Consider the following 19,910-nt stretch of genomic DNA (forward strand, 5'->3'; position numbering starts at 1 on the left):
AGAATGAATTGGAATAATTTACGAAAGGAGCACTATGCCCTATGAACGGTTTATTATGGATTAACTTAATTGCATTCCTTCTTGTAACCGCTTACGCCGTCAGCCTGTTTGTCTATGTTGTCAAGACACGGATTGAATATATCAAGCTTGGCAAAAAGGTCGAATTTGACGGCAAAGTAAAAGAGCGCCTTGAAAAAATCTGGGTGAATGTGTTTGGACAGAAGAAGCTTTTAAAGGATAAGAAAAGCGGAATCATGCATGTCATGTTTTTCTACGGATTTCTTCTTGTTCAATTCGGTGCCATTGATTTTATTATCAAGGGAATTAAGCCTGGTGCACATTTACCGCTGGGACCTTTATATCCTGGCTTCACGTTTTTTCAGGAAATTGTGACCCTGATGATCCTTGTTGCAGTGATCTGGGCTTTTTACCGGCGTTATGTTGAAAAGCTTGTTCGCTTAAAGAGAGGATTTAAAGCAGGTCTTGTACTTATTTTTATCGGAGGGTTAATGCTCTCTGTTCTCCTTGGAAATGGGATGAGCATGATCTGGCATGGCCATGAAGGAACATTGTCCGAGCCTGTTGCGTCCCTCATTGCAGGAGCATTCTCATGGATGGGAGAAACCGGGGCGATCGTTGTATTCTATATCGCATGGTGGATTCATTTGCTGTTCCTATTAGCATTCCTTGTGTATGTGCCGCAATCCAAGCACGCTCACTTAATCGCCGGACCGGCCAACGTTTACTTCAACCGCATGGATAATCCGGGAAAATTAAAAGCAATCGATTTTGAAGATGAATCACAAGAAAGCTTTGGTGTCGGCAAGATTGAAGACTTTACACAGCACCAAATGATTGATTTCTATGCATGTGTGGAATGCGGGCGCTGTACCAATATGTGTCCGGCTACTGGCACTGGTAAAATGCTTTCGCCTATGGATTTGATTATCAAATTGCGTGACCATTTAACAAACCACGGTGCTGCTGTTACATCCAAGCAGCCTTGGGTACCAACTTTTGCTTTTTCAAATACGAAAGGCAATCAGATTGCTCTTGCAGCTGCAGGCCAAGGTGCTGAAGAAGCGGCAGCTGGTCTTGCATACAGCCCAAGCCTGATTGGAGAAGTCATCACAGAAGAAGAAATCTGGGCATGTACGACTTGCCGCAACTGTGAAGATCAATGTCCTGTTATGAATGAGCATGTTGATAAGATTATCGATCTGCGCCGTTACCTTGTTTTAACAGAGGGGAAAATGGATGCTGATGCACAGCGTGCGATGACGAATATTGAACGCCAGGGCAATCCTTGGGGACTAAACCGCAAGGAGCGCGAAGATTGGAGAGAGGCACGCGAGGATGTTCATGTGCCGACAGTGAAGGAAATGAAGAAAGCAGGAGAAGAGTTCGAATACTTATTCTGGGTTGGGTCAATGGGATCTTACGATAACCGCAGCCAAAAGATTGCTCTATCCTTTGCCAAGCTATTGAATGAGGCAGGGGTCAAGTTCGCTATCCTTGGAAACAAGGAAAAGAACTCAGGCGATACGCCAAGACGTCTAGGTAACGAGTTCTTATTCCAGGAGCTTGCGACTAAGAATATTGAAGAATTTGAGAAAAATGAAGTGAAGAAAATCGTAACAATCGACCCGCATGCCTACAACATTTTCAAAAACGAGTATCCGGATTTCGGATTGGAGGCAGAGGTATATCACCATACTGAGGTTCTAGCCAAACTTTTAGAAGAAGGCAAGCTGAAGCCGCAATATGCAGTGAACGAAACGATTACATTCCATGACTCTTGCTACCTTGGACGATACAACGAGGTTTACGATCCTCCGCGTGAAATTCTTAAGTCTATTCCTGGCGTTAAGCTTGTGGAAATGGAAAGAAACCGTGAAACTGGCATGTGCTGTGGAGCGGGCGGCGGCTTGATGTGGATGGAAGAAGAAACAGGACACCGCATTAACGTATCACGCACAGAGCAGGCGATGGCGGTTAACCCGTCCGTGATCAGCTCGGGATGTCCTTACTGCTTAACTATGCTATCTGATGGAACAAAAGCAAAAGAAGTGGAAGAACAGGTTCACACGTACGATGTAGCTGAAATTCTAGAAAAGTCCATTGTGGGCGAAAGTCAGAATTTAGCTTCCTAAAAATATGGTAGTTATAAAATTCATTTTGGCACGGTGTTGATTGGAGCGGAAGACGCTAATCCCGCGAAAATGCATTCGCATTTTCTTCGTGCGGTGTTAATTCAAGGCTGTTTATTCAATGTCCTGCGGGAATGAGAGTCAAAGGGAGACCCCGCAGGCGCGTCATGCGCCGAGAAGGCTCCCTGACTGCCCGCGGTTCGCTGAGCGTTTGGAGCGGAGATCAACAGACGAGTTAACAAAGCCAGCAATAAAGTAACTTAAGTGGAAATTGAAGCACTGAAACAAAATGATTTAAAGCATTTTAAGTCACTTTCGAGCATAAATGTATGTGACAGGAGAATGATTTTTGCCGCAGGTTAACTGGCAGTAAGTCCACAATAGATAGACAGTTGCTGAATATTAGGTGGACAGCTGCCAGTAAAAGCCCGGCGACGGACAGGACGTCCCAGCCGGGCGATACCACAGGATAAGGAACACTTCGTCAGCGACTCATCGCATGACCGAAAGCGGTAGCTTTTGGAAGGATGTGGTCCCCTGAGCGTGGTAAGTTTGAACTTACCATGAGCGGGAACCCGCTTATGGAAGTTAAACTTTATGAATTTTGTGTAAAGTGTTTCAATTTTTGCTATTTTTCTAGTAAAATAGAATAAAGCGCTTACAATTTATAAATCTGGATGGAGATCGATTATCTCCTATTTGTATGTTTTCTTTTCGAGCGAGCGTTCAGTCAACCTTAGTACCTCACCTACATTTAACTTCAACAAGACCAACTGCAGAGACTCAAAAATTTTTTTCCAAATAATTTTTCGAACATTTTAAATTAATAGTACAAAGGAGCGATTCTTTATGGGGAAAACCGTAATTCTTAGCGGAGTAAGAACACCTTTTGGAAAATTTGCCGGAGGTCTCAGCAGTTTTTCTGCTTCGGATCTTGGTGGATTTGCAGTAAAAGAAGCATTGAATCGTGCCGGTGTAAATCCTGAAGAAGTGGACGAAGTGATTCTCGGAAGTGTTCTCCAGGGCGGACAGGGCCAAATTCCTTCGCGCCAGGCTGCAATAAAAGCAGGCTTGCCATGGGAAGTAAAAACCGAAACGATCAATAAGGTTTGTGCTTCCGGGATGCGCAGTGTGACGTTGGGTGACCAGATTATCCGCGCAGGGGACGAGGAAGTGATTGTGGCAGGCGGTATGGAGTCTATGAGCAATGCTCCTTACATATTGCCGAAAGCACGCTGGGGCTTGCGTATGGGCGATTCAACGGTTAAGGATTTAATGGTTCATGATGGATTAAGCTGCAGCTTCACAGGCGTCCATATGGGAACTTACGGTAATTCAACAGCAAAAGAATTTGAAATCAGCCGTGAAGAGCAGGACAACTGGGCATTAAGAAGCCATGAACGTGCGATTGCTGCGATTGAATCTGGCAAATTGGCAGAGGAAATTGTACCTGTGCAAGTTCCGCAGCGAAAAGGTGAACCTGTTGTTGTTTCTCAGGATGAATCGCCTCGTAAAGATACTTCTTTAGAAAAGCTGGGTAAGCTTCGATCCGTGTTCAATTCGGACGGAACGATTACTGCCGGAAATGCACCTGGCGTTAACGATGGCGCAGCAGCATTGGTGCTGATGAGCGAAGAGCGTGCAGAACGTGAAGGCAAAAGGCCAGAAGCCTATATCCTTGGCCATACAGCTATTGCGGTTGAAGCAAAGGACTTTCCGCAGACTCCGGGACTTGTTATAAATGAGCTTTTGAAAAAGACAGGAAAATCTCTTGAAGAAGTTGATTTGTTTGAAATTAACGAAGCGTTTGCAGCAGTTGCTTTAACGAGCGGAAAAATTGCTAATCTGGATGAAGAAAAAGTCAACGTGAACGGTGGAGCAGTCGCACTGGGACATCCAATCGGCGCAAGCGGAGCGAGAATTATTTTAACATTAATGCATGAATTAAAACGACGGGGCGGCGGAATCGGCATTGCAGCCATCTGCAGCGGCGGCGGCCAGGGCGATGCAGTCATGATCGAGGTGCCGAAGAAGTAATTTGGGAGATAGATGGACATCTAATTTGCCCAATAGGGGATTTTAACGGCGGAAAATGGTGATCTAACGACAAAATTCGAGGTCTTATCGGCCCAAAAAGTCGATGTAACGTCGAAATTCGAACTTTTATAGGCAAAAAACAGCTGTTTATCATCGGCCAAACTAAAGATGAGACCACCTTAACTAGCAGTTTAATAGAATGAATTTAAGTTTTAGGCAATTACCGGCCAAAGTACGGCTTTTACCGGCCGAATTCATACATTTACCGGCCAAAAATGGTGATTTACCGGCCGAATCAGTAGAAATACCGGCCAAAGCTCAAGAACGGAGGATATGAACATGAACGTAAAAAGCATTATGGTAATCGGGGCAGGACAAATGGGATCTGGAATTGCACAGGTTTGTGCACAGGCGGGATACAGCGTGCTGCTGAACGACCTGAAGGCAGAGTTTGTAGAACGCGGACTGGGCGTAATGAAAAAGAATCTTTCCCGCCAGGTGGAGAAAGAGCGCATGACAGCGGAGGAAATGGAAACTGTGCTCGGAAATGTAACCGCTTCAAAGGATTTGCAGGATGCAAAAAATGTTGACCTTATCATCGAAGCGGCCGTTGAAAACATGGAGATTAAAACAAAGATTTTCAGCCAGCTGGATGAAATTGCACCAGAACATGCGATTCTGGCAAGCAATACATCATCACTTCCAATTACAGAAATCGCAGCTGCTACAAACCGTCCGGAAAAAGTGATCGGCATGCACTTTATGAATCCAGTGCCTGTGATGAAGCTGGTTGAAATCATCCGCGGGCTGGCAACAACGGATGAAGTGTACCAAACAATCGAAGATCTTACGAAAACGCTTAAAAAGGTACCTGTTGAAGTAAATGACTTCCCAGGATTCGTTTCCAACCGGGTATTGATGCCGATGATTAATGAAGCGGTTTATACCCTTTATGAAGGGGTTGCATCGAAAGAAGCGATTGATGAAGTGATGAAGCTTGGCATGAACCATCCGATGGGGCCGCTGACATTAGCAGATTTCATTGGCTTGGATACTTGTCTGTATATTATGGAAACACTCCACGAAGGCTTTGGCGATGATAAATACCGTCCATGCCCATTATTAAGAAAGTATGTTAAAGCAGGCTGGATCGGCAAGAAAACAGGCAGAGGCTTCTACGTTTACGAATAAAGCAAGGGCTTTAAGGCCCTTGGGACAGTTTATCAATCATAGGGGCTTGGCTACTAAAAGCCAAGCAGCATCGGGGGGAATACAAATGAACCTGAGATTTACAGAAGAGCAGGAAATGATGAGAAAAATGGTGCGCGATTTTGCCCAGACGGAGATTGCACCTTTTGTTGAAAAAATGGAGCAGGGCGAGTTTCCGAGAGAGGTTCTGCGTAAAATGGGCGATCTCGGCTTGATGGGGATTCCAATTCCGGAAAAGTACGGCGGATCGGAAATGGATTTTACATCTTATATCATTGCCATCCATGAGCTGTCCCGAGTAAGTGCGACGGTAGGCGTTATTTTATCGGTCCATACATCTGTAGGGACTAATCCGATATTATATTTTGGAACAGAGGAGCAAAAGCAGAAATATATACCAAAGCTTGCTTCAGGCGAGTTTCTTGGCGCTTTTTGCCTCACAGAACCGAGCGCAGGCTCAGATGCGGGAAGTTTAAAATCACGTGCAGTAAAAGACGGAGACCATTACGTTATTAATGGGTCGAAGGTATTCATCACCAATGGCGGCGAGGCAGATGTGTATATCGTATTTGCTTCGACCAATCCGGAGCTGGGCAGCAAAGGAGTTTCCGCGTTTATCGTAGAGAAGGATACGCCGGGCCTTGTATTCGGAAAAGATGAGCACAAAATGGGCTTGCACGGATCCAGGACCCTGCAGCTGACTTTTGAAGATATGCGTATTCCGGCTGAAAACCTTCTTGGCAATGAAGGAGAGGGCTTTAAGATTGCTATGGCAAACCTGGATGCAGGGCGGATCGGGATTGCTGCACAGGCACTTGGAATTGCTGAGGCAGCATTTGAAGCAGCAGCCGATTATGCAAAGGAGCGCGTACAATTCGGAAAGCCGATTGCTGCTCAGCAGGGAGTAGGATTTAAGCTAGCGGACATGGCGACAAACGTTGAAGCTGCAAAGCTCTTAATCTATCGTGCTGCTGAGCTTCGCCGGCGCGGAATCAAGTGCGGGCTGGAAGCATCCATGGCAAAGCTTTTTGCTTCAAGAACAGCAGTGGAAGTTACGACAGAAGCGATCCAGGTTTTTGGCGGATACGGCTATACAGAGGAATATCCGGTTGAACGCTACTTCCGTGATGCAAAAATAACCGAAATTTACGAAGGAACAAGTGAAATTCAGCGGATTGTCATCAGTAAGCAGCTTTAATAGAGCCAAACGTCCGCTATCATAGCGGACGATCGGCGAGGAAATCATTTTATCAGCGAAAATTTCAATATATCAACGAAAACGAGCCTTTTATCAACGAGTTTTCCAAAATATCAACGAAATTCAAGTTATATCAACGAATCCACACAAAGCGAGGGACTGACAATGAATTTTCAATTGAGTGAAGAGCATGAAATGATAAGAAAAATGGTTCGCGACTTTGCCAGGAATGAAGTAGCTCCGACAGCGGCAGAGCGTGATGAGGAAGAGCGATTTGACCGTGAAATCTTCAATAAAATGGCGGAGCTTGGCTTAACAGGTATTCCTTGGCCTGAAGAGTATGGCGGAATCGGCAGCGATTACCTTGCATACTGCATTGCAGTTGAAGAGCTTTCAAGAGTGTGTGCTTCAACGGGGGTAACCCTTTCTGCACATACTTCCCTGGCAGGCTGGCCGATCTTCAAGTTTGGCAGCGAAGAGCAGAAGCAAAAGTATTTAAAGCCAATGGCACAGGGTGAAAAAATCGGTGCATACGGGCTGACTGAGCCTGGCAGCGGTTCCGATGCAGGCGGTATGAGAACGACTGCGCGTCTGGAAGGCGACCATTACGTATTGAACGGCAGCAAAATTTTCATCACAAACGGCGGAGTTGCAGATATTTATGTGGTATTCGCATTAACTGATCCAGCCGAAAAACATAGAGGAACAACAGCATTTATCGTAGAAGCCGGATTTGATGGCTTTTCTGTCGGCAAGAAGGAAAAGAAATTGGGCATTCGCTCATCGCCGACCACAGAAATTATTTTTGAAGATTGCAAGGTTCCTGTTGAGAACGTACTGGGTGAAGTTGGAGAAGGCTTCAAAATCGCGATGATGACACTGGATGGCGGACGGAATGGTATCGCAGCACAGGCTGTCGGAATTGCACAGGGTGCATTGGATGCTTCTATCGACTATGCAAAAGAGCGAGTACAGTTTGGCAAGCCGATTGCTGCCCAGCAGGGGATCGGATTCAAGCTAGCAGACATGGCGACAAGCATTGAAGCTTCAAGATTATTAACTTATCAGGCAGCATGGCTGGAATCAGAAGGCCTTCCATACGGAAAAGAATCCGCAATGTCTAAGCTTCTAGCCGGCGACACGGCAATGAAGGTAACAACGGATGCCGTTCAAATCTTTGGCGGATATGGCTATACAAAGGATTATCCCGTTGAACGCTTTATGCGTGACGCAAAAATTACGCAGATTTACGAAGGAACGCAGGAAATCCAGCGTCTCGTAATCTCGCGTATGGTAACAAAATAATAGGGTCTCACAGTAATTATTTCAAAGGCTATTTTCGTAAAGTTTGTTGATTTTAGGCGACTAACTAAGTTTATCCACTGAGTTGATTGGAGCGGAGGGCACTTGATCCTCGAAAATGCTGCCGCATTTTCTTCGTGCGGTGTTATTCAAGGATGTTTATTCAATGTCCTGCGGGAAGTGAGGGAATGTGAGACCCCACAGGCAAAGCCGAGGAGGCTCGCATCGCTCCCCGCGGAAAGCAAGTGCCTGCAGCGGAAATCAACGGGCAGAATTCGTAAGCTAAAACAACATTCTATGAGGAAATCCTCTTCAAAATAAACAGGTATTCAGGGGATGATTCGCGGGAGGCGGTAGGTAAAAATGAAAAAACGGGAAGTGCAGGCTTCTGTTAAAGATGAGCGCCTTGTTAAAAAGAGGCGCGATCAGATGATTAAAGGTGCCGTCACCCTTTTTATCCAAAAAGGGTTCCATCGTACAACAACTAGAGAGATCGCAAAGGCATCTGGTTTTAGTATCGGAACTCTTTATGAGTATATCCGGACGAAGGAAGACGTGTTATACCTGGTTTGTGACAGCATCTATGACCAGGTTGCAGAGCGGCTGCAAAAGGGTCTTGATACAAAACAGGGTACGCTTGAAAGCCTTGAGCAGGGGATTGCCGATTATTTCAAGGTAGTCGATGAAATGCAGGATGAAGTACTCGTCATGTACCAGGAAGTAAAATCCTTAACAAAGGACGCGCTTCCGTATGTTCTGAAAAAAGAAATTGAAATGGTCGGCATGTTTGAGCATGTGATCACGCTTTGTGTGGAAAACGGTGAACTGGATCTGCCCGAGGAGAAAGTTAAAATGATTGCCCATAACATTTTTGTCCAGGGGCAAATGTGGGCGTTCCGGCGCTGGACATTGCAAAAAATGTATACGATTGATGAATATATCAAACTGCAGACTGATTTGCTTTTCCAGGGAATAAAAAGTCCAAGCAAGGTTTCGGAAAACGCTTAACAAGTATAAATTTTATGCGTACAGGCATCAGTCATCCTGTTGCCTGCGCTTTCGGACAAGGGGGAGAAGTATGAGTAATCCAGAAGTATATAAGCCGAAAAACCATATCCGCTTTGTGACGGCGTCAAGTCTTTTTGATGGCCATGATGCTTCCATTAACATTATGCGAAGAATCATTCAGGCAAGCGGTGCGGAGGTTATCCATCTTGGACATAACCGCTCGGTAGAAGAAGTCGTGAACGCGGCAATTCAGGAAGATGTACAGGGAATCGCGATTTCCTCTTATCAGGGAGGACATGTTGAATATTTTAAGTATATGTATGATTTGCTGAAGGAAAGAGGCGCTTCCCACATCCGGATTTATGGCGGCGGCGGCGGAGTGATCATCCCGAAGGAAATCAAGGAATTGCATGATTACGGAATCGCAAGAATCTTTTCTCCAGAAGATGGCCGAAAGTCCGGCCTGCAGGGCATGATCAACCAGATGATTAAAGAATGTGATTTTCCGACTTTCACAGCAGAGTCATCCGAGCAAATTGAAAAGCTTCAGGAGGGGGAAACTAATGCAATTGCCAAGCTGATTACCCTTGCTGAGCATCAGGTTACGGAGAGCAAAGAAGCAGCCGCATCTCTGGAAACCGTTATGGAGAAAGTCAAGTCGCTTGAAAAACAGGTGCCGGTTGTTGGGATTACAGGTACAGGCGGTGCTGGTAAAAGCTCTTTAACAGATGAGCTGATCCGCCGTTTTATCAACGAAATCCCGGAAAAGAAGGTCGCTATACTTTCCGTTGACCCGACTAAGCAAAAAACGGGCGGTGCGCTTCTTGGTGACCGCATACGTATGAACGCAATCTTTAATCCGCGCGTTTATATGAGAAGCCTTGCAACAAGGAATTCACGCAGTGAGCTTTCACTTGCGATTCAGGATGCGATTTCGGTTGTAAAGGCAGCCGGCTTTGACTTGATTATTGTGGAAACGAGCGGAATCGGGCAAGGGGATGCGGGCATTACCGAAATTTGCGATGTCTCTATGTATGTGATGACAAGTGAATTCGGCGCGCCTTCCCAGCTTGAAAAAATAGACATGATTGATTATGCAGACTTAATCGTTATCAATAAATTTGAGCGCAAAGGGTCTGAAGATGCCATGCGCCAGGTGCAAAAGCAATATCAGCGCAGCCGGATGCTTTTTGAAAAGGAATTGGAAGAAATGCCGGTATACGGTACGATTGCAAGCCAGTTCAATGATCCGGGAACAAATGCGGTGTTCGCTGCACTGGTTGAAACAATTAACAAAAATGCGGGCACAGATTGGGAGACAAGTTTTTCAAAAGAAGCGAAAGTTGAAAAACAAAATGTCATTATTCCAAATGAGCAGCGCTATTATTTGCGTGAGGTTTCAGACACAGTCCGGGGCTATCATAAGAAAGCCGAAGAGCAGGCCGATCTTGCCCGCAAATTATTCCAGCTGGAGGGCGCCCTTCTTGCGGTAAAGGAACAGGAAGGCAACGATGAGGTTATCGCTTCTCTTGAGGCAATCAAAGCAGCAGCGGAAGATAGACTGACAGCAGAAACGAAGAGTATTCTTAAAGGCTGGGATAGTCTGAAGGAAAAATATTCAGGCGAGCAATTTGTGACAAAAATCCGTGATAAGGAAATCGTAACGGTTTTAAAAACAAAGAGCTTATCAGGCCTTTCTATTCCAAAGGTGGCACTTCCTAAGTACAAGGATTATGGAGAAATCATCCGCTGGGTGTACAGAGAAAATGTCCCGGGTTCATTCCCGTATACAGCAGGCGTTTTTCCATTCAAACGCGAGGGAGAAGACCCGAAAAGGCAGTTTGCCGGTGAAGGAACACCAGAACGGACAAATCGCCGCTTCCACTATCTTTCAAAAGATGATTCTGCTAAGCGTTTAAGCACTGCATTTGATTCGGTGACCCTTTACGGAGAAGACCCGGATTACCGCCCGGACATTTACGGAAAAGTTGGGGAGAGCGGTGTCAGTGTTTGTACGCTTGATGATATGAAAAAACTGTATGCCGGATTTGATCTATGCCATCCATCTACATCAGTATCCATGACGATTAATGGACCGGCTCCGATCATATTGGCCATGTTTATGAATACAGCGATTGAGCAGCAGATTGAAGCAAAAGAGCAGGAGCTTGGCCGAGTGCTCACTCCGGAAGAGTTTACTGAAGTAAGGGCGAAAACACTGCAGACAGTGAGGGGAACGGTTCAGGCTGATATTTTAAAAGAAGACCAGGGCCAAAATACATGTATCTTCTCCACAGAGTTTGCGCTTCGAATGATGGGAGATATCCAGCAGTACTTTATTGACCACAAAGTCCGGAATTATTACTCTGTATCGATCTCCGGCTACCATATCGCTGAAGCGGGTGCCAATCCGATTTCACAGCTCGCGTTTACATTGGCAAATGGCTTCACATATGTAGAGTACTATTTGAGCAGAGGCATGAACATCAATGATTTCGCGCCAAACCTTTCATTCTTCTTCTCAAACGGACTTGACCCTGAGTATACGGTGCTTGGCCGCGTGGCTCGCCGCATCTGGGCAACTGTAATGAGAGATAAGTATGGAGCCAATGAACGAAGCCAGAAGCTGAAGTACCATATCCAGACTTCCGGACGCTCGCTCCATGCACAAGAGATCGACTTTAATGATATCCGTACAACTCTGCAGGCATTGATGGCCCTGCAGGATAATTGCAACTCGCTTCATACAAATGCCTATGATGAAGCCATCACCACACCGACAGAGGAATCTGTTCGCCGTGCGATGGCCATCCAGATGATCATTACAAAAGAGCATGGCTTATCAAAGAATGAAAATCCGCTTCAGGGCGCGTTCATTGTAGATGAGCTAACCGATCTTGTAGAAGAGCAGGTATTAAAAGAATTCGAACGCATTAATGACCGCGGTGGCGTGCTTGGTGCCATGGAAACTCAATATCAGCGCGGCAAGATCCAGGATGAGTCCATGTACTATGAAATGAAAAAGCATACAGGCGAGCTTCCAATCATCGGCGTTAACACATACTTGAATCCGAACCCTCCTTCAGAGGAAGAAATGGACAATATGGAGCTTGCAAGAGCAACGAAGGAAGAAAAAGAAACCCAGATCCGCAATCTGCGCAGCTTCCAGGAGCGCAATAAAGATAAAGCAGAAGAGGCTTTGAACCGTTTGAAGAAAACAGCTGTCAGCGGCGGCAACATTTTCGCTGAATTAATGGAATCCGTCAAAGTGGCAAGCCTTGGACAAATCACACGTGCTCTATATGAAGTTGGCGGGCAATATCGCCGGAATATGTAAAAGGATTTATAAGGGCTTGCAGCCTCTCGCTGCAGGCCCTTGTTTTTCCAGAGTTATAGGTCCTATTTTTTACACTGAATTAACACAAGATACATCCATATCCTATATAATGAAATCATTATACATAGCGGTGCACTTCGGGGATGCTGAGGATGTGAAAATATGAAGAGAATATTTCTATATGCAGCTTTAGTGGGGGCTATTGCGGGCGTTTACTTCCTATATGAAAGACAGCTAGGAGCCATTGCATTCTTTTTATTATCGTTTTATTTCACTTGGCTGGCTTATAAACAAATGGATCAGCCATTGAAAAGCAGGAAAAGGAAAAGGGCAGATTAAATTTTTCTTTTTATTAGGGCTCTGTTAAAGCTTATTGTTGTTTTTTAGCACCCTGTTGATTGGAGCGGAAGGCACGAGCTCCTCGAAAATGCATTCGCATTTTCTTACGGCGAGGTGTTTATTCGAGGATGCTTATTCAACGTCCTGCGGGAGTGCGGATCAAAGGGAGACCCCGCAGGAGCAAAGCGACGAGGAGCGTCGGACCGCCCGCGGAAAGGGAGTGCCTCGTGCTGAAATCAACAGGCAAATTTAACAGATCCTATTATAAAGGTTAAGATAAAACACATTGCTGATTTTGGAGCCCTGTTGACTGGAGGGGGAGGCGCGAGACTCCCCGAAAATGCATCCACATTTCCTTCGTACGGCAATTATTTAAGAATGCTCATCCAATGTCCAGCGGGAAGAGACTCCCTGACCGTCCGCTGTTCGCTGAGTTTCTTGAGCGGAAATCAACAGTCCTCTTTAACAAAGCTTTTTGTTAAAGAGGACTGCAAAATAAAATCGCAGAAAAAATGGGTGAACAGCAGATATAACTGGCATAAACCGTAAAAATTTGTTTATAATGAAGAATATGCCTTCTTGGAGGCTGTCCAAAGCTCTTTAAGGGGCGGGGCCTGAAGATTTGAAGCAATGCCGTTCAGATTATTGCGGAGCTTCTCTTAAAGTGATTGATAGGTTATTACGCTGTTCTATAGCGTTACATAGGGAAAGGAAGTGCTGATATTGAGTTTGGAACAAATCTCAAAAGAAGAATTACAAGATATGTCATTAATTGAAGTGGCTTATGAACTTTTAAAAAGCAAAAAAGAACCAATGGCTTTTAATGACATTATGGGTGAAGTGGCTAAACTTCTGGACCTTTCAGAAGAACAAGTTAAATCTAAAATTGCACAGTTCTACACTGATTTAAATATAGATGGCCATTTTATCGGATTGGGTGACAACCGCTGGGGCCTTCGTTCCTGGTATCCGGTAGACCAGTATGAAGAAGAAGTCGTTACTGTTATCAAGCCTAAGAAGAAAAAGGCGAAGAAGAAGGTTGATGATGATCTTGACCTTGAAGATTACGATGAGCTGGATGAAGAGGATATCGATTACGATGATATCGACGGATTTGATGATGACGACCTGACAGAAGATGACGAGGATGACGATCTTCTTGATGACGATGATGATATTGACGAAGACTTCGAGGATGACGAGGAAATCATTGATAAAGATGAAGAATTCGATCTTGACGATGATGATGAAGAGCTTGAAGAAGATGAACTTGAAATTGAGGATGATGAAGAAGATTTATAATCTTGACTTTTCGTTTCAGGGCTTGTAGAATCATTTTTGGGCTCCTTAAAAAAGGAACGATTCGTTAGACGCTAATAGCGCTCCCTTACTTTATAAGTAAGCGGAGCGCTTTTTATTTTTTGGCTATGTTATAGCTGATTATTGATTTTGGCACAGTGTTGATTGGAGCGTAAGGCGCTAATCCCGCGAAAATTCATTCGCATTTCCTTCCTGCGGTGTTAATTCAAGGATGCTCATTCAAAGGTCCTGCGGGAAAAGCGTGTTAAAGGGAGACCGCAGGCGCGTCATTCGCCGGGAGGCTCCCGGAGTGCCCGCGGTTCGCTGAGCGCCTGGAGCGGAAATCAATATACAAGTTTAACTGAGCTTATCTTAATATGGGAGAGGCGAACAACAGTCTCTGCCTGGGGTGAATAGGATAAAAATGCGTTTCCTCCCCTTTGCTGAATGGTGCAGCTGCGAGTTGACAAAATCCGGCAGCTGGAAGATAGAATTTTTATAATGAAGTCTTTAAACCAAGACGAATATGCACAAACTGATATTGAGGGGGAATTTTACATGACAAAGTATATTTTTGTAACAGGCGGAGTTGTTTCGTCATTAGGAAAAGGGATCACAGCAGCATCACTTGGTCGCCTTTTGAAAAACAGAGGTTTAACGGTTACGATTCAAAAATTTGATCCATACATAAATGTGGATCCGGGAACAATGAGCCCGTACCAGCATGGTGAGGTTTTCGTAACGGGTGACGGTGCAGAGACTGATTTGGACTTGGGGCACTATGAGCGCTTTGTTGATATTAACCTGACAAAGTACAGCAGTGTTACAACGGGTAAAATCTACTCAACGGTGCTTCGAAAAGAACGCCGTGGAGATTATAACGGAGGAACTGTACAGGTTATTCCGCATATTACCAATGAAATAAAGGACAAGGTTTTCCGCGCAGGGCATGAAACCAATGCGGATGTTGTCATTACAGAAATCGGCGGAACGGTTGGGGATATCGAATCACTTCCTTTCCTTGAAGCGATTCGCCAGATCAAGAGCGATATCGGCCGTGACAATGTAATGTACATTCACTGTACATTGGTTCCTTATATCAAAGCAGCAGGAGAAATGAAAACAAAGCCGACTCAGCATAGCGTAAAAGAACTAAGAAGCCTTGGCATCCAGCCAAACGTCATTGTTCTTCGTACGGAAATGCCGATTTCCCAGGACATGAAAGATAAAATTGCTCTATTCTGTGATATCGATAAAGAAGCGGTTATTGAAGCAACAGATGCAGAAACTTTATATTCTGTGCCGCTATCTCTTCAAGAGCAGCATCTTGACCAGATTGTCTGCAAGCATTTGAAGCTGGAGTGCGGAGATGCGGATATGACAGAGTGGAAGCAGCTTGTTGATAAGGTTCTAAACCTGTCCAAGAAAACAAAAATTGCCCTTGTCGGTAAATATGTTGAATTGCAGGATGCTTATATTTCTGTAGTAGAAGCATTAAAGCATGCAGGTTATGCTTATGATTCTGATATTGAAATTAAATGGATCAATTCTGAAGAAGTGAATAAAGATAATGTAACAGAATTGCTGAACGATGCTGATGGAATCCTTGTTCCAGGCGGGTTCGGGGACCGCGGAATTGAAGGTAAAATTCTTGCGATCCAATTTGCCCGTGAAAATAAAAAGCCATTCCTGGGCATTTGCCTAGGCATGCAGCTGGCTTCCATTGAATTTGCAAGAAACGTATTGGGCCATAAAGATGCACACTCTGCAGAAATAGACCCTAACACAGAGCACCCAATCATCGACCTTCTGCCTGAGCAAAAAGACATCGAAGATTTAGGCGGCACATTGAGACTTGGCGTACAAGCTTGTAAATTGGAAGAAGACACGAAAGCATTTGAAGCTTACCAGGATGAAGTGGTTTATGAGCGCCATCGCCATCGCTATGAGTTTAACAACCACTACCGCCAGGACATGGAAAAAGCCGGATTTGTCTTTTCTGGTACAAGCCCGGACGGCCGCTTGGTGGAAATCATCGAAGTGAAGGATCACCCTTGGTTCGTTGCATCCCAGTTCCATCCGGAATTTATTTCAAGGCCAACACGCCCGCAGCCTCTATTCCGTGAATTTATTGGGGCATCACTGAAATTTAGCGAGAAATTATAAGATATGAAAAATCCCTCCAGGTCCGGAGGGATTTTTTAGTAGGCGGATAAGTACACGGGATGCTTATCGCGGTTTTTTTCACTTTGAACGGATCAATATTTAAATGGAATAGGAGTTTCAGCCATTCTTCTCCGAACATCGACAAAAGTATTATTCGTATTCAGCCAAAATCTCTTCAATCGTAAATTTGATCCCGTAATACACAAATAAAGCAGCCATGGAGGCAGGGTAGCCGAAGCGGTTTCCTTCTTCGTCAGGAAGGAGCCCTTTCGTTAACTTTAAATCGATATGAACATCGGCCAAATTGGCGAGGTTGTCAATGCTATCAGCTTTTTCCGTGCTCACTGCCACAAATGGGATATCCTTATCGGCCAGTGTTTTTGCTAATTCAATAGCCTCTTCATCATCGGAATTCCTTGAAAAAATAATAAATCTGTCTGTTTCCGAAATTTCGTCATCCATTTTCCAAATAGCCGCATCCCTGAGCGGTTCCTGGCTTTGGGTAGCTTCATAACCAATTCCGCTCATTTCCTTTGTGCCATAAATATATATTTTTCCGTCGCCTGCAGCAGCTTGGGCCAGAAGGCGCGCGCTGTCTTCGATGGCAAATTCCTCTTTTTCCTGCAGTCTTTTAAACAATCCTGAAAGCTGGGTAGAAAACATTTTTAACAAAGTAGTTCACTCCTTCGGTCACTGCTCCTGAGGTTCTATTATAGTGAATCGAGAGGGAAAGGTAAAATATTCACAGTGAAATTGTAAAAAATAGCAGGAATTATGCTGTTTTATAGAGAAATTACTTGTAGGAGAATGTACAGTTAAGTGACCTGCAGTCATACTTGGGTAAGTATTTAATCAAAGTGCTTTTAAAACGACAGGAAGAGGTGGCTTGATGAAAGGGAAAATTTTAATCGTAGATGATCAGTTCGGAATCCGTATTTTACTTAATGAGGTATTACAAAAAGAAGGGTACGACACATACCAGGCTGCCAATGGAGTCCAGGCTCTCGACATTGTTTCCAAGCATTCGCCTGACCTTGTTCTTCTGGATATGAAAATTCCAGGAATGGACGGGATTGAAATTTTAAAAAGGATGAGAGTGGTTGATAAGGATATCCGGGTTATCATCATGACTGCGTATGGTGAGCTGGATATGATTCAGGAAGCCAAAGATCTTGGCGCTCTTACCCACTTTGCAAAACCATTTGATATCGATGATATTCGGGCAGCGGTTAAGAAGTATTTGCCGGTTCCCAATTCGAATTAAAGCGTAAAAAAACCGTTTTTACCCTGAAATTCCATCGTTATGAAAATGATAGCGTTTGCTTTATGACAATTAAGAAAAACACTCTAGATTAATGGCATTTCTAAATCCTTTTTGGTATGATAACAAATGAATTCCATAGGATCGCTTTCGTTTATCAGGGAGTTTAAAGGGTACATATTCGGTAGTGTTAAGGGGAAAACTTTAACAGTATTTGCCCTGAAAAACAAGACGATCATCAATAAGGAGGAAGAAAAATGCCTTTAGTTTCTATGACTGAAATGCTGAACAAAGGAAAATCAGAAGGCTATGCAGTAGGTCAATTTAACTTAAACAACCTTGAGTTTACTCAGGCTATCCTGCAAGCTGCAGAAGAGGAAAAATCACCTGTAATCCTTGGTGTTTCCGAAGGTGCGGCTCGTTACATGGGCGGCTTCAAAACGGTTGTTAAAATGGTTGAAGGACTGCTGGAAGATTACAAAATTACAGTGCCAGTGGCTATCCATTTAGACCACGGTTCAAGTTTTGATAAATGTAAAGAAGCCATCGATGCAGGGTTCACTTCTGTTATGATCGACGCTTCCCATGACCCGTTTGAAGAAAACGTAGCAACTACTAGCAAAGTGGTTGAATATGCACATTCAAAAGGTGTTTCAGTAGAAGCTGAGTTAGGCACTGTCGGCGGACAGGAAGACGATGTTGTTGCTGACGGCGTTATTTATGCAGATGCTAAAGAATGTGAAGAGCTAGTGAAGCGCACAGGCATCGACTGCCTTGCTCCAGCACTGGGTTCTGTTCATGGACCTTACAAAGGCGAACCTAACTTAGGTTTCGTTGAAATGGAAGAAATCGGAAGCCTTACTGGTGTTCCTTTAGTTCTCCATGGCGGAACAGGTATCCCAACAAAAGATATTCAAAAAGCAGTTTCATTAGGAACAGCTAAAATCAATGTAAATACAGAGAACCAAATTGCTTCTGCAAAGCGTGTGCGTGAAGTATTGGCAGCAGATACAGAAATGTATGATCCGCGCAAATACTTAGGACCTGCACGTGAAGCGATTAAAGAAACAGTAATCGGCAAAATGCGTGAGTTTGGTTCTTCAGGTAAAGCGTAAAAAGAGCTAAACAAGTAATAAGAGAAACCGCCTTCTAGTTTACAGAGGCGGTTTCCCTTCATTTTACTTCTTTAAATACATAGATTTTGCGGTGTTAATTATCAAAATATTAAACAAGGTGGGATTATTGTGAAGTTTTTTATCGATACGGCAAATATGGAAGAAATTAAAGAAGCTTTTTCGCTTGGTGTAGTAGCTGGTGTAACAACAAATCCATCATTGGTTGCGAAAGAAAAAAATGTATCATTTCCTGACCGCCTTCGCGAAATTACCGAATTGGTCCCAGGATCAGTAAGCGCAGAAGTAATCGCCCTCGATGCAGAAGGAATGATTAGAGAAGGGAAAGAGCTTGCCGCAATTGCACCAAACATTACCATTAAAGTTCCAATGACCCCGGATGGATTAAAGGCCGTTAGCGCTTTTTCAAAAGAAGGCATTAAAACAAATGTTACATTAATCTTCAGTGCGAACCAGGCGCTGCTTGCGGCAAGAGCTGGTGCAACTTATGTTTCACCATTCCTAGGGCGCTTGGATGATATTGGACACAACGGTCTGGATTTAATTTCAACAATTGCAGAAATCTTTGCTATTCATGATATCGAAACGGAAATCATTGCAGCATCCATCAGACATCCTCAGCACGTAACCGATGCAGCTTTAAGAGGTGCACATATTGCGACTGTTCCGTATAAAGTAATTCAGCAATTATTCAATCATCCGCTGACAGATAAGGGAATTGAAGCTTTCTTAGCGGACTGGAATTCCAGAGGATAATTGTTTCTTCGGTAAAATAACTCTAGGTACCTGGCTTTGTATCCGCTGCAGGAAATAGGGCGGAACAAAGCCAGCCCCATAACTTGAACCTCTGCTTTTAGTACTTCTTTCTTAATTTTAACTTTTTTCGTTATCGATACATGAGATTGGATTTTTCGTGTAAACTATAAGATAAAGATAATGTCGGAATCTGTAAAAAACGGATGGAAAATTGTTCCTAATACATCTAACAATGTTGTAAAACGGCAGATACATGATAATATGAAAGTGCATATTTTCCCAAAGATATTTTCTGACATTCAATAGGACAAGCCTATTTCGGTTTCTTATAGAAGCTAGGGCTATTTTCTGGCGTAATTGGTTAGAAAAGTAGTGTATAGCTTTTGCTGTAAGGGCTCTCATAACTAGAAAGGCTGGCTTTGCAAGTCAGACAGATGTCTAGTTTCAGTGTCTAGCCCATCGGGGTCATAAGCCAAATCACTCCAGAAATCAGGACAAGGAACGCTTCGGCAGCGATACATCGCCCGGCCAAAGCGAGCTTTGGGAGGTTTCCTGGGTGATTCGTCTCATGCCTGTCGGGCTTGCACAGGATGTGCTGACTTCAACGTTCGCCACAGGACGTGGCGGCCTTTAGTTGAAGTTCATCATCATAGGCACTTCAGCTTTTTTAAGTTGAGACAACTCAGCAGTGCACGATAAACAACGGCTTAGAAGG

At 44.2% G+C, this 19,910-nt stretch carries 14 protein-coding genes; 13 read left to right on the forward strand and 1 reads right to left on the reverse strand.

Annotated features, from left to right (window positions below):
- The first annotated feature begins 41 nt into the window (after nucleotides 1-41).
- From DFO73_RS05020 to DFO73_RS05060, 10 genes are all read left to right on the forward strand, one after another.
- Nucleotides 42-2,153 (forward strand): (Fe-S)-binding protein, encoded by a 2,112-nt coding sequence (locus DFO73_RS05020; RefSeq protein ID WP_110063691.1) that lies wholly within the window; start codon nucleotides 42-44, stop codon nucleotides 2,151-2,153.
- Nucleotides 2,154-2,999: 846 nt separating this feature from the next.
- Nucleotides 3,000-4,187: an acetyl-CoA C-acetyltransferase gene (locus DFO73_RS05025; RefSeq protein WP_110063692.1), complete on the forward strand. Its 1,188-nt coding sequence runs from the start codon at nucleotides 3,000-3,002 to the stop codon at nucleotides 4,185-4,187.
- Nucleotides 4,188-4,526: 339 nt separating this feature from the next.
- A complete protein-coding gene (locus DFO73_RS05030; protein ID WP_110063693.1) occupies nucleotides 4,527-5,378 on the forward strand; it encodes a 3-hydroxybutyryl-CoA dehydrogenase in 852 nt (283 codons plus the stop codon).
- Between the two features lie 85 nt (nucleotides 5,379-5,463).
- Entirely contained in the window at nucleotides 5,464-6,594 is a 1,131-nt protein-coding gene (locus DFO73_RS05035; protein WP_110063694.1) for an acyl-CoA dehydrogenase, read from the forward strand.
- Between the two features lie 165 nt (nucleotides 6,595-6,759).
- Nucleotides 6,760-7,899, forward strand: a complete 1,140-nt coding sequence (locus DFO73_RS05040; RefSeq protein ID WP_110063695.1) for an acyl-CoA dehydrogenase — start codon at nucleotides 6,760-6,762, stop codon at nucleotides 7,897-7,899.
- Nucleotides 7,900-8,259: 360 nt separating this feature from the next.
- Nucleotides 8,260-8,904 (forward strand): TetR/AcrR family transcriptional regulator, encoded by a 645-nt coding sequence (locus DFO73_RS05045; protein WP_110063696.1) that lies wholly within the window; start codon nucleotides 8,260-8,262, stop codon nucleotides 8,902-8,904.
- A gap of 70 nt (nucleotides 8,905-8,974) precedes the next feature.
- Nucleotides 8,975-12,241, forward strand: a complete 3,267-nt coding sequence (icmF, locus tag DFO73_RS05050; RefSeq protein WP_110063697.1) for a fused isobutyryl-CoA mutase/GTPase IcmF — start codon at nucleotides 8,975-8,977, stop codon at nucleotides 12,239-12,241.
- Between the two features lie 162 nt (nucleotides 12,242-12,403).
- Complete coding sequence (locus DFO73_RS28470; protein ID WP_181395925.1) at nucleotides 12,404-12,580, forward strand: hypothetical protein; 177 nt, start codon at nucleotides 12,404-12,406, stop codon at nucleotides 12,578-12,580.
- Nucleotides 12,581-13,303: 723 nt separating this feature from the next.
- Nucleotides 13,304-13,882, forward strand: coding sequence for a DNA-directed RNA polymerase subunit delta (gene rpoE / locus DFO73_RS05055; protein WP_110063698.1), 579 nt, complete (start codon nucleotides 13,304-13,306; stop codon nucleotides 13,880-13,882).
- 555 nt (nucleotides 13,883-14,437) lie between these two features.
- Nucleotides 14,438-16,045 carry a CTP synthase gene (locus DFO73_RS05060; protein WP_110064005.1) on the forward strand — a complete coding sequence of 536 codons (1,608 nt, stop codon included), beginning with the start codon at nucleotides 14,438-14,440 and terminating at the stop codon, nucleotides 16,043-16,045.
- 150 nt (nucleotides 16,046-16,195) lie between these two features.
- Here DFO73_RS05060 and DFO73_RS05065 read toward each other — a convergent pair whose 3' ends face one another.
- A complete protein-coding gene (locus DFO73_RS05065; RefSeq protein ID WP_110063699.1) occupies nucleotides 16,196-16,717 on the reverse strand; it encodes a DUF2529 domain-containing protein in 522 nt (173 codons plus the stop codon).
- A 214-nt stretch (nucleotides 16,718-16,931) separates the two neighbouring features.
- On the opposite strand from DFO73_RS05065, the gene DFO73_RS05070 reads away from it, so the two are divergent.
- The 3 genes from DFO73_RS05070 to fsa all read left to right on the forward strand — a co-directional run bounded on the left by DFO73_RS05070 (nucleotide 16,932) and on the right by fsa (nucleotide 19,195).
- Nucleotides 16,932-17,309, forward strand: a complete 378-nt coding sequence (locus DFO73_RS05070; RefSeq protein WP_181395926.1) for a response regulator — start codon at nucleotides 16,932-16,934, stop codon at nucleotides 17,307-17,309.
- 254 nt (nucleotides 17,310-17,563) lie between these two features.
- Entirely contained in the window at nucleotides 17,564-18,421 is an 858-nt protein-coding gene (locus tag DFO73_RS05075; protein ID WP_110063700.1) for a class II fructose-bisphosphate aldolase, read from the forward strand.
- Between the two features lie 129 nt (nucleotides 18,422-18,550).
- Nucleotides 18,551-19,195: a fructose-6-phosphate aldolase gene (gene fsa / locus DFO73_RS05080; RefSeq protein ID WP_110063701.1), complete on the forward strand. Its 645-nt coding sequence runs from the start codon at nucleotides 18,551-18,553 to the stop codon at nucleotides 19,193-19,195.
- Nucleotides 19,196-19,910: the final 715 nt, after the last annotated feature.

This window comes from Cytobacillus oceanisediminis (assembly GCF_003182355.1).
Lineage (GTDB): Bacteria > Bacillota > Bacilli > Bacillales > Cytobacillaceae > Cytobacillus > Cytobacillus oceanisediminis_A.

What these genes read in the sequence shown, in the direction of transcription:
- DFO73_RS05075 (WP_110063700.1), top strand. Translation starts at nt 17,564, where the DNA reads ATGCCTTTAGTTTCTATGACTGAAATGCTGAACAAAGGAAAATCAGAA.
- DFO73_RS05020 (WP_110063691.1), top strand. Translation starts at nt 42, where the DNA reads ATGAACGGTTTATTATGGATTAACTTAATTGCATTCCTTCTTGTAACC.
- DFO73_RS05035 (WP_110063694.1), top strand. Translation starts at nt 5,464, where the DNA reads ATGAACCTGAGATTTACAGAAGAGCAGGAAATGATGAGAAAAATGGTG.
- DFO73_RS05025 (WP_110063692.1), top strand. Translation starts at nt 3,000, where the DNA reads ATGGGGAAAACCGTAATTCTTAGCGGAGTAAGAACACCTTTTGGAAAA.
- DFO73_RS05040 (WP_110063695.1), top strand. Translation starts at nt 6,760, where the DNA reads ATGAATTTTCAATTGAGTGAAGAGCATGAAATGATAAGAAAAATGGTT.
- DFO73_RS05045 (WP_110063696.1), top strand. Translation starts at nt 8,260, where the DNA reads ATGAAAAAACGGGAAGTGCAGGCTTCTGTTAAAGATGAGCGCCTTGTT.
- DFO73_RS05060 (WP_110064005.1), top strand. Translation starts at nt 14,438, where the DNA reads ATGACAAAGTATATTTTTGTAACAGGCGGAGTTGTTTCGTCATTAGGA.
- DFO73_RS28470 (WP_181395925.1), top strand. Translation starts at nt 12,404, where the DNA reads ATGAAGAGAATATTTCTATATGCAGCTTTAGTGGGGGCTATTGCGGGC.
- DFO73_RS05030 (WP_110063693.1), top strand. Translation starts at nt 4,527, where the DNA reads ATGAACGTAAAAAGCATTATGGTAATCGGGGCAGGACAAATGGGATCT.
- icmF (WP_110063697.1), top strand. Translation starts at nt 8,975, where the DNA reads ATGAGTAATCCAGAAGTATATAAGCCGAAAAACCATATCCGCTTTGTG.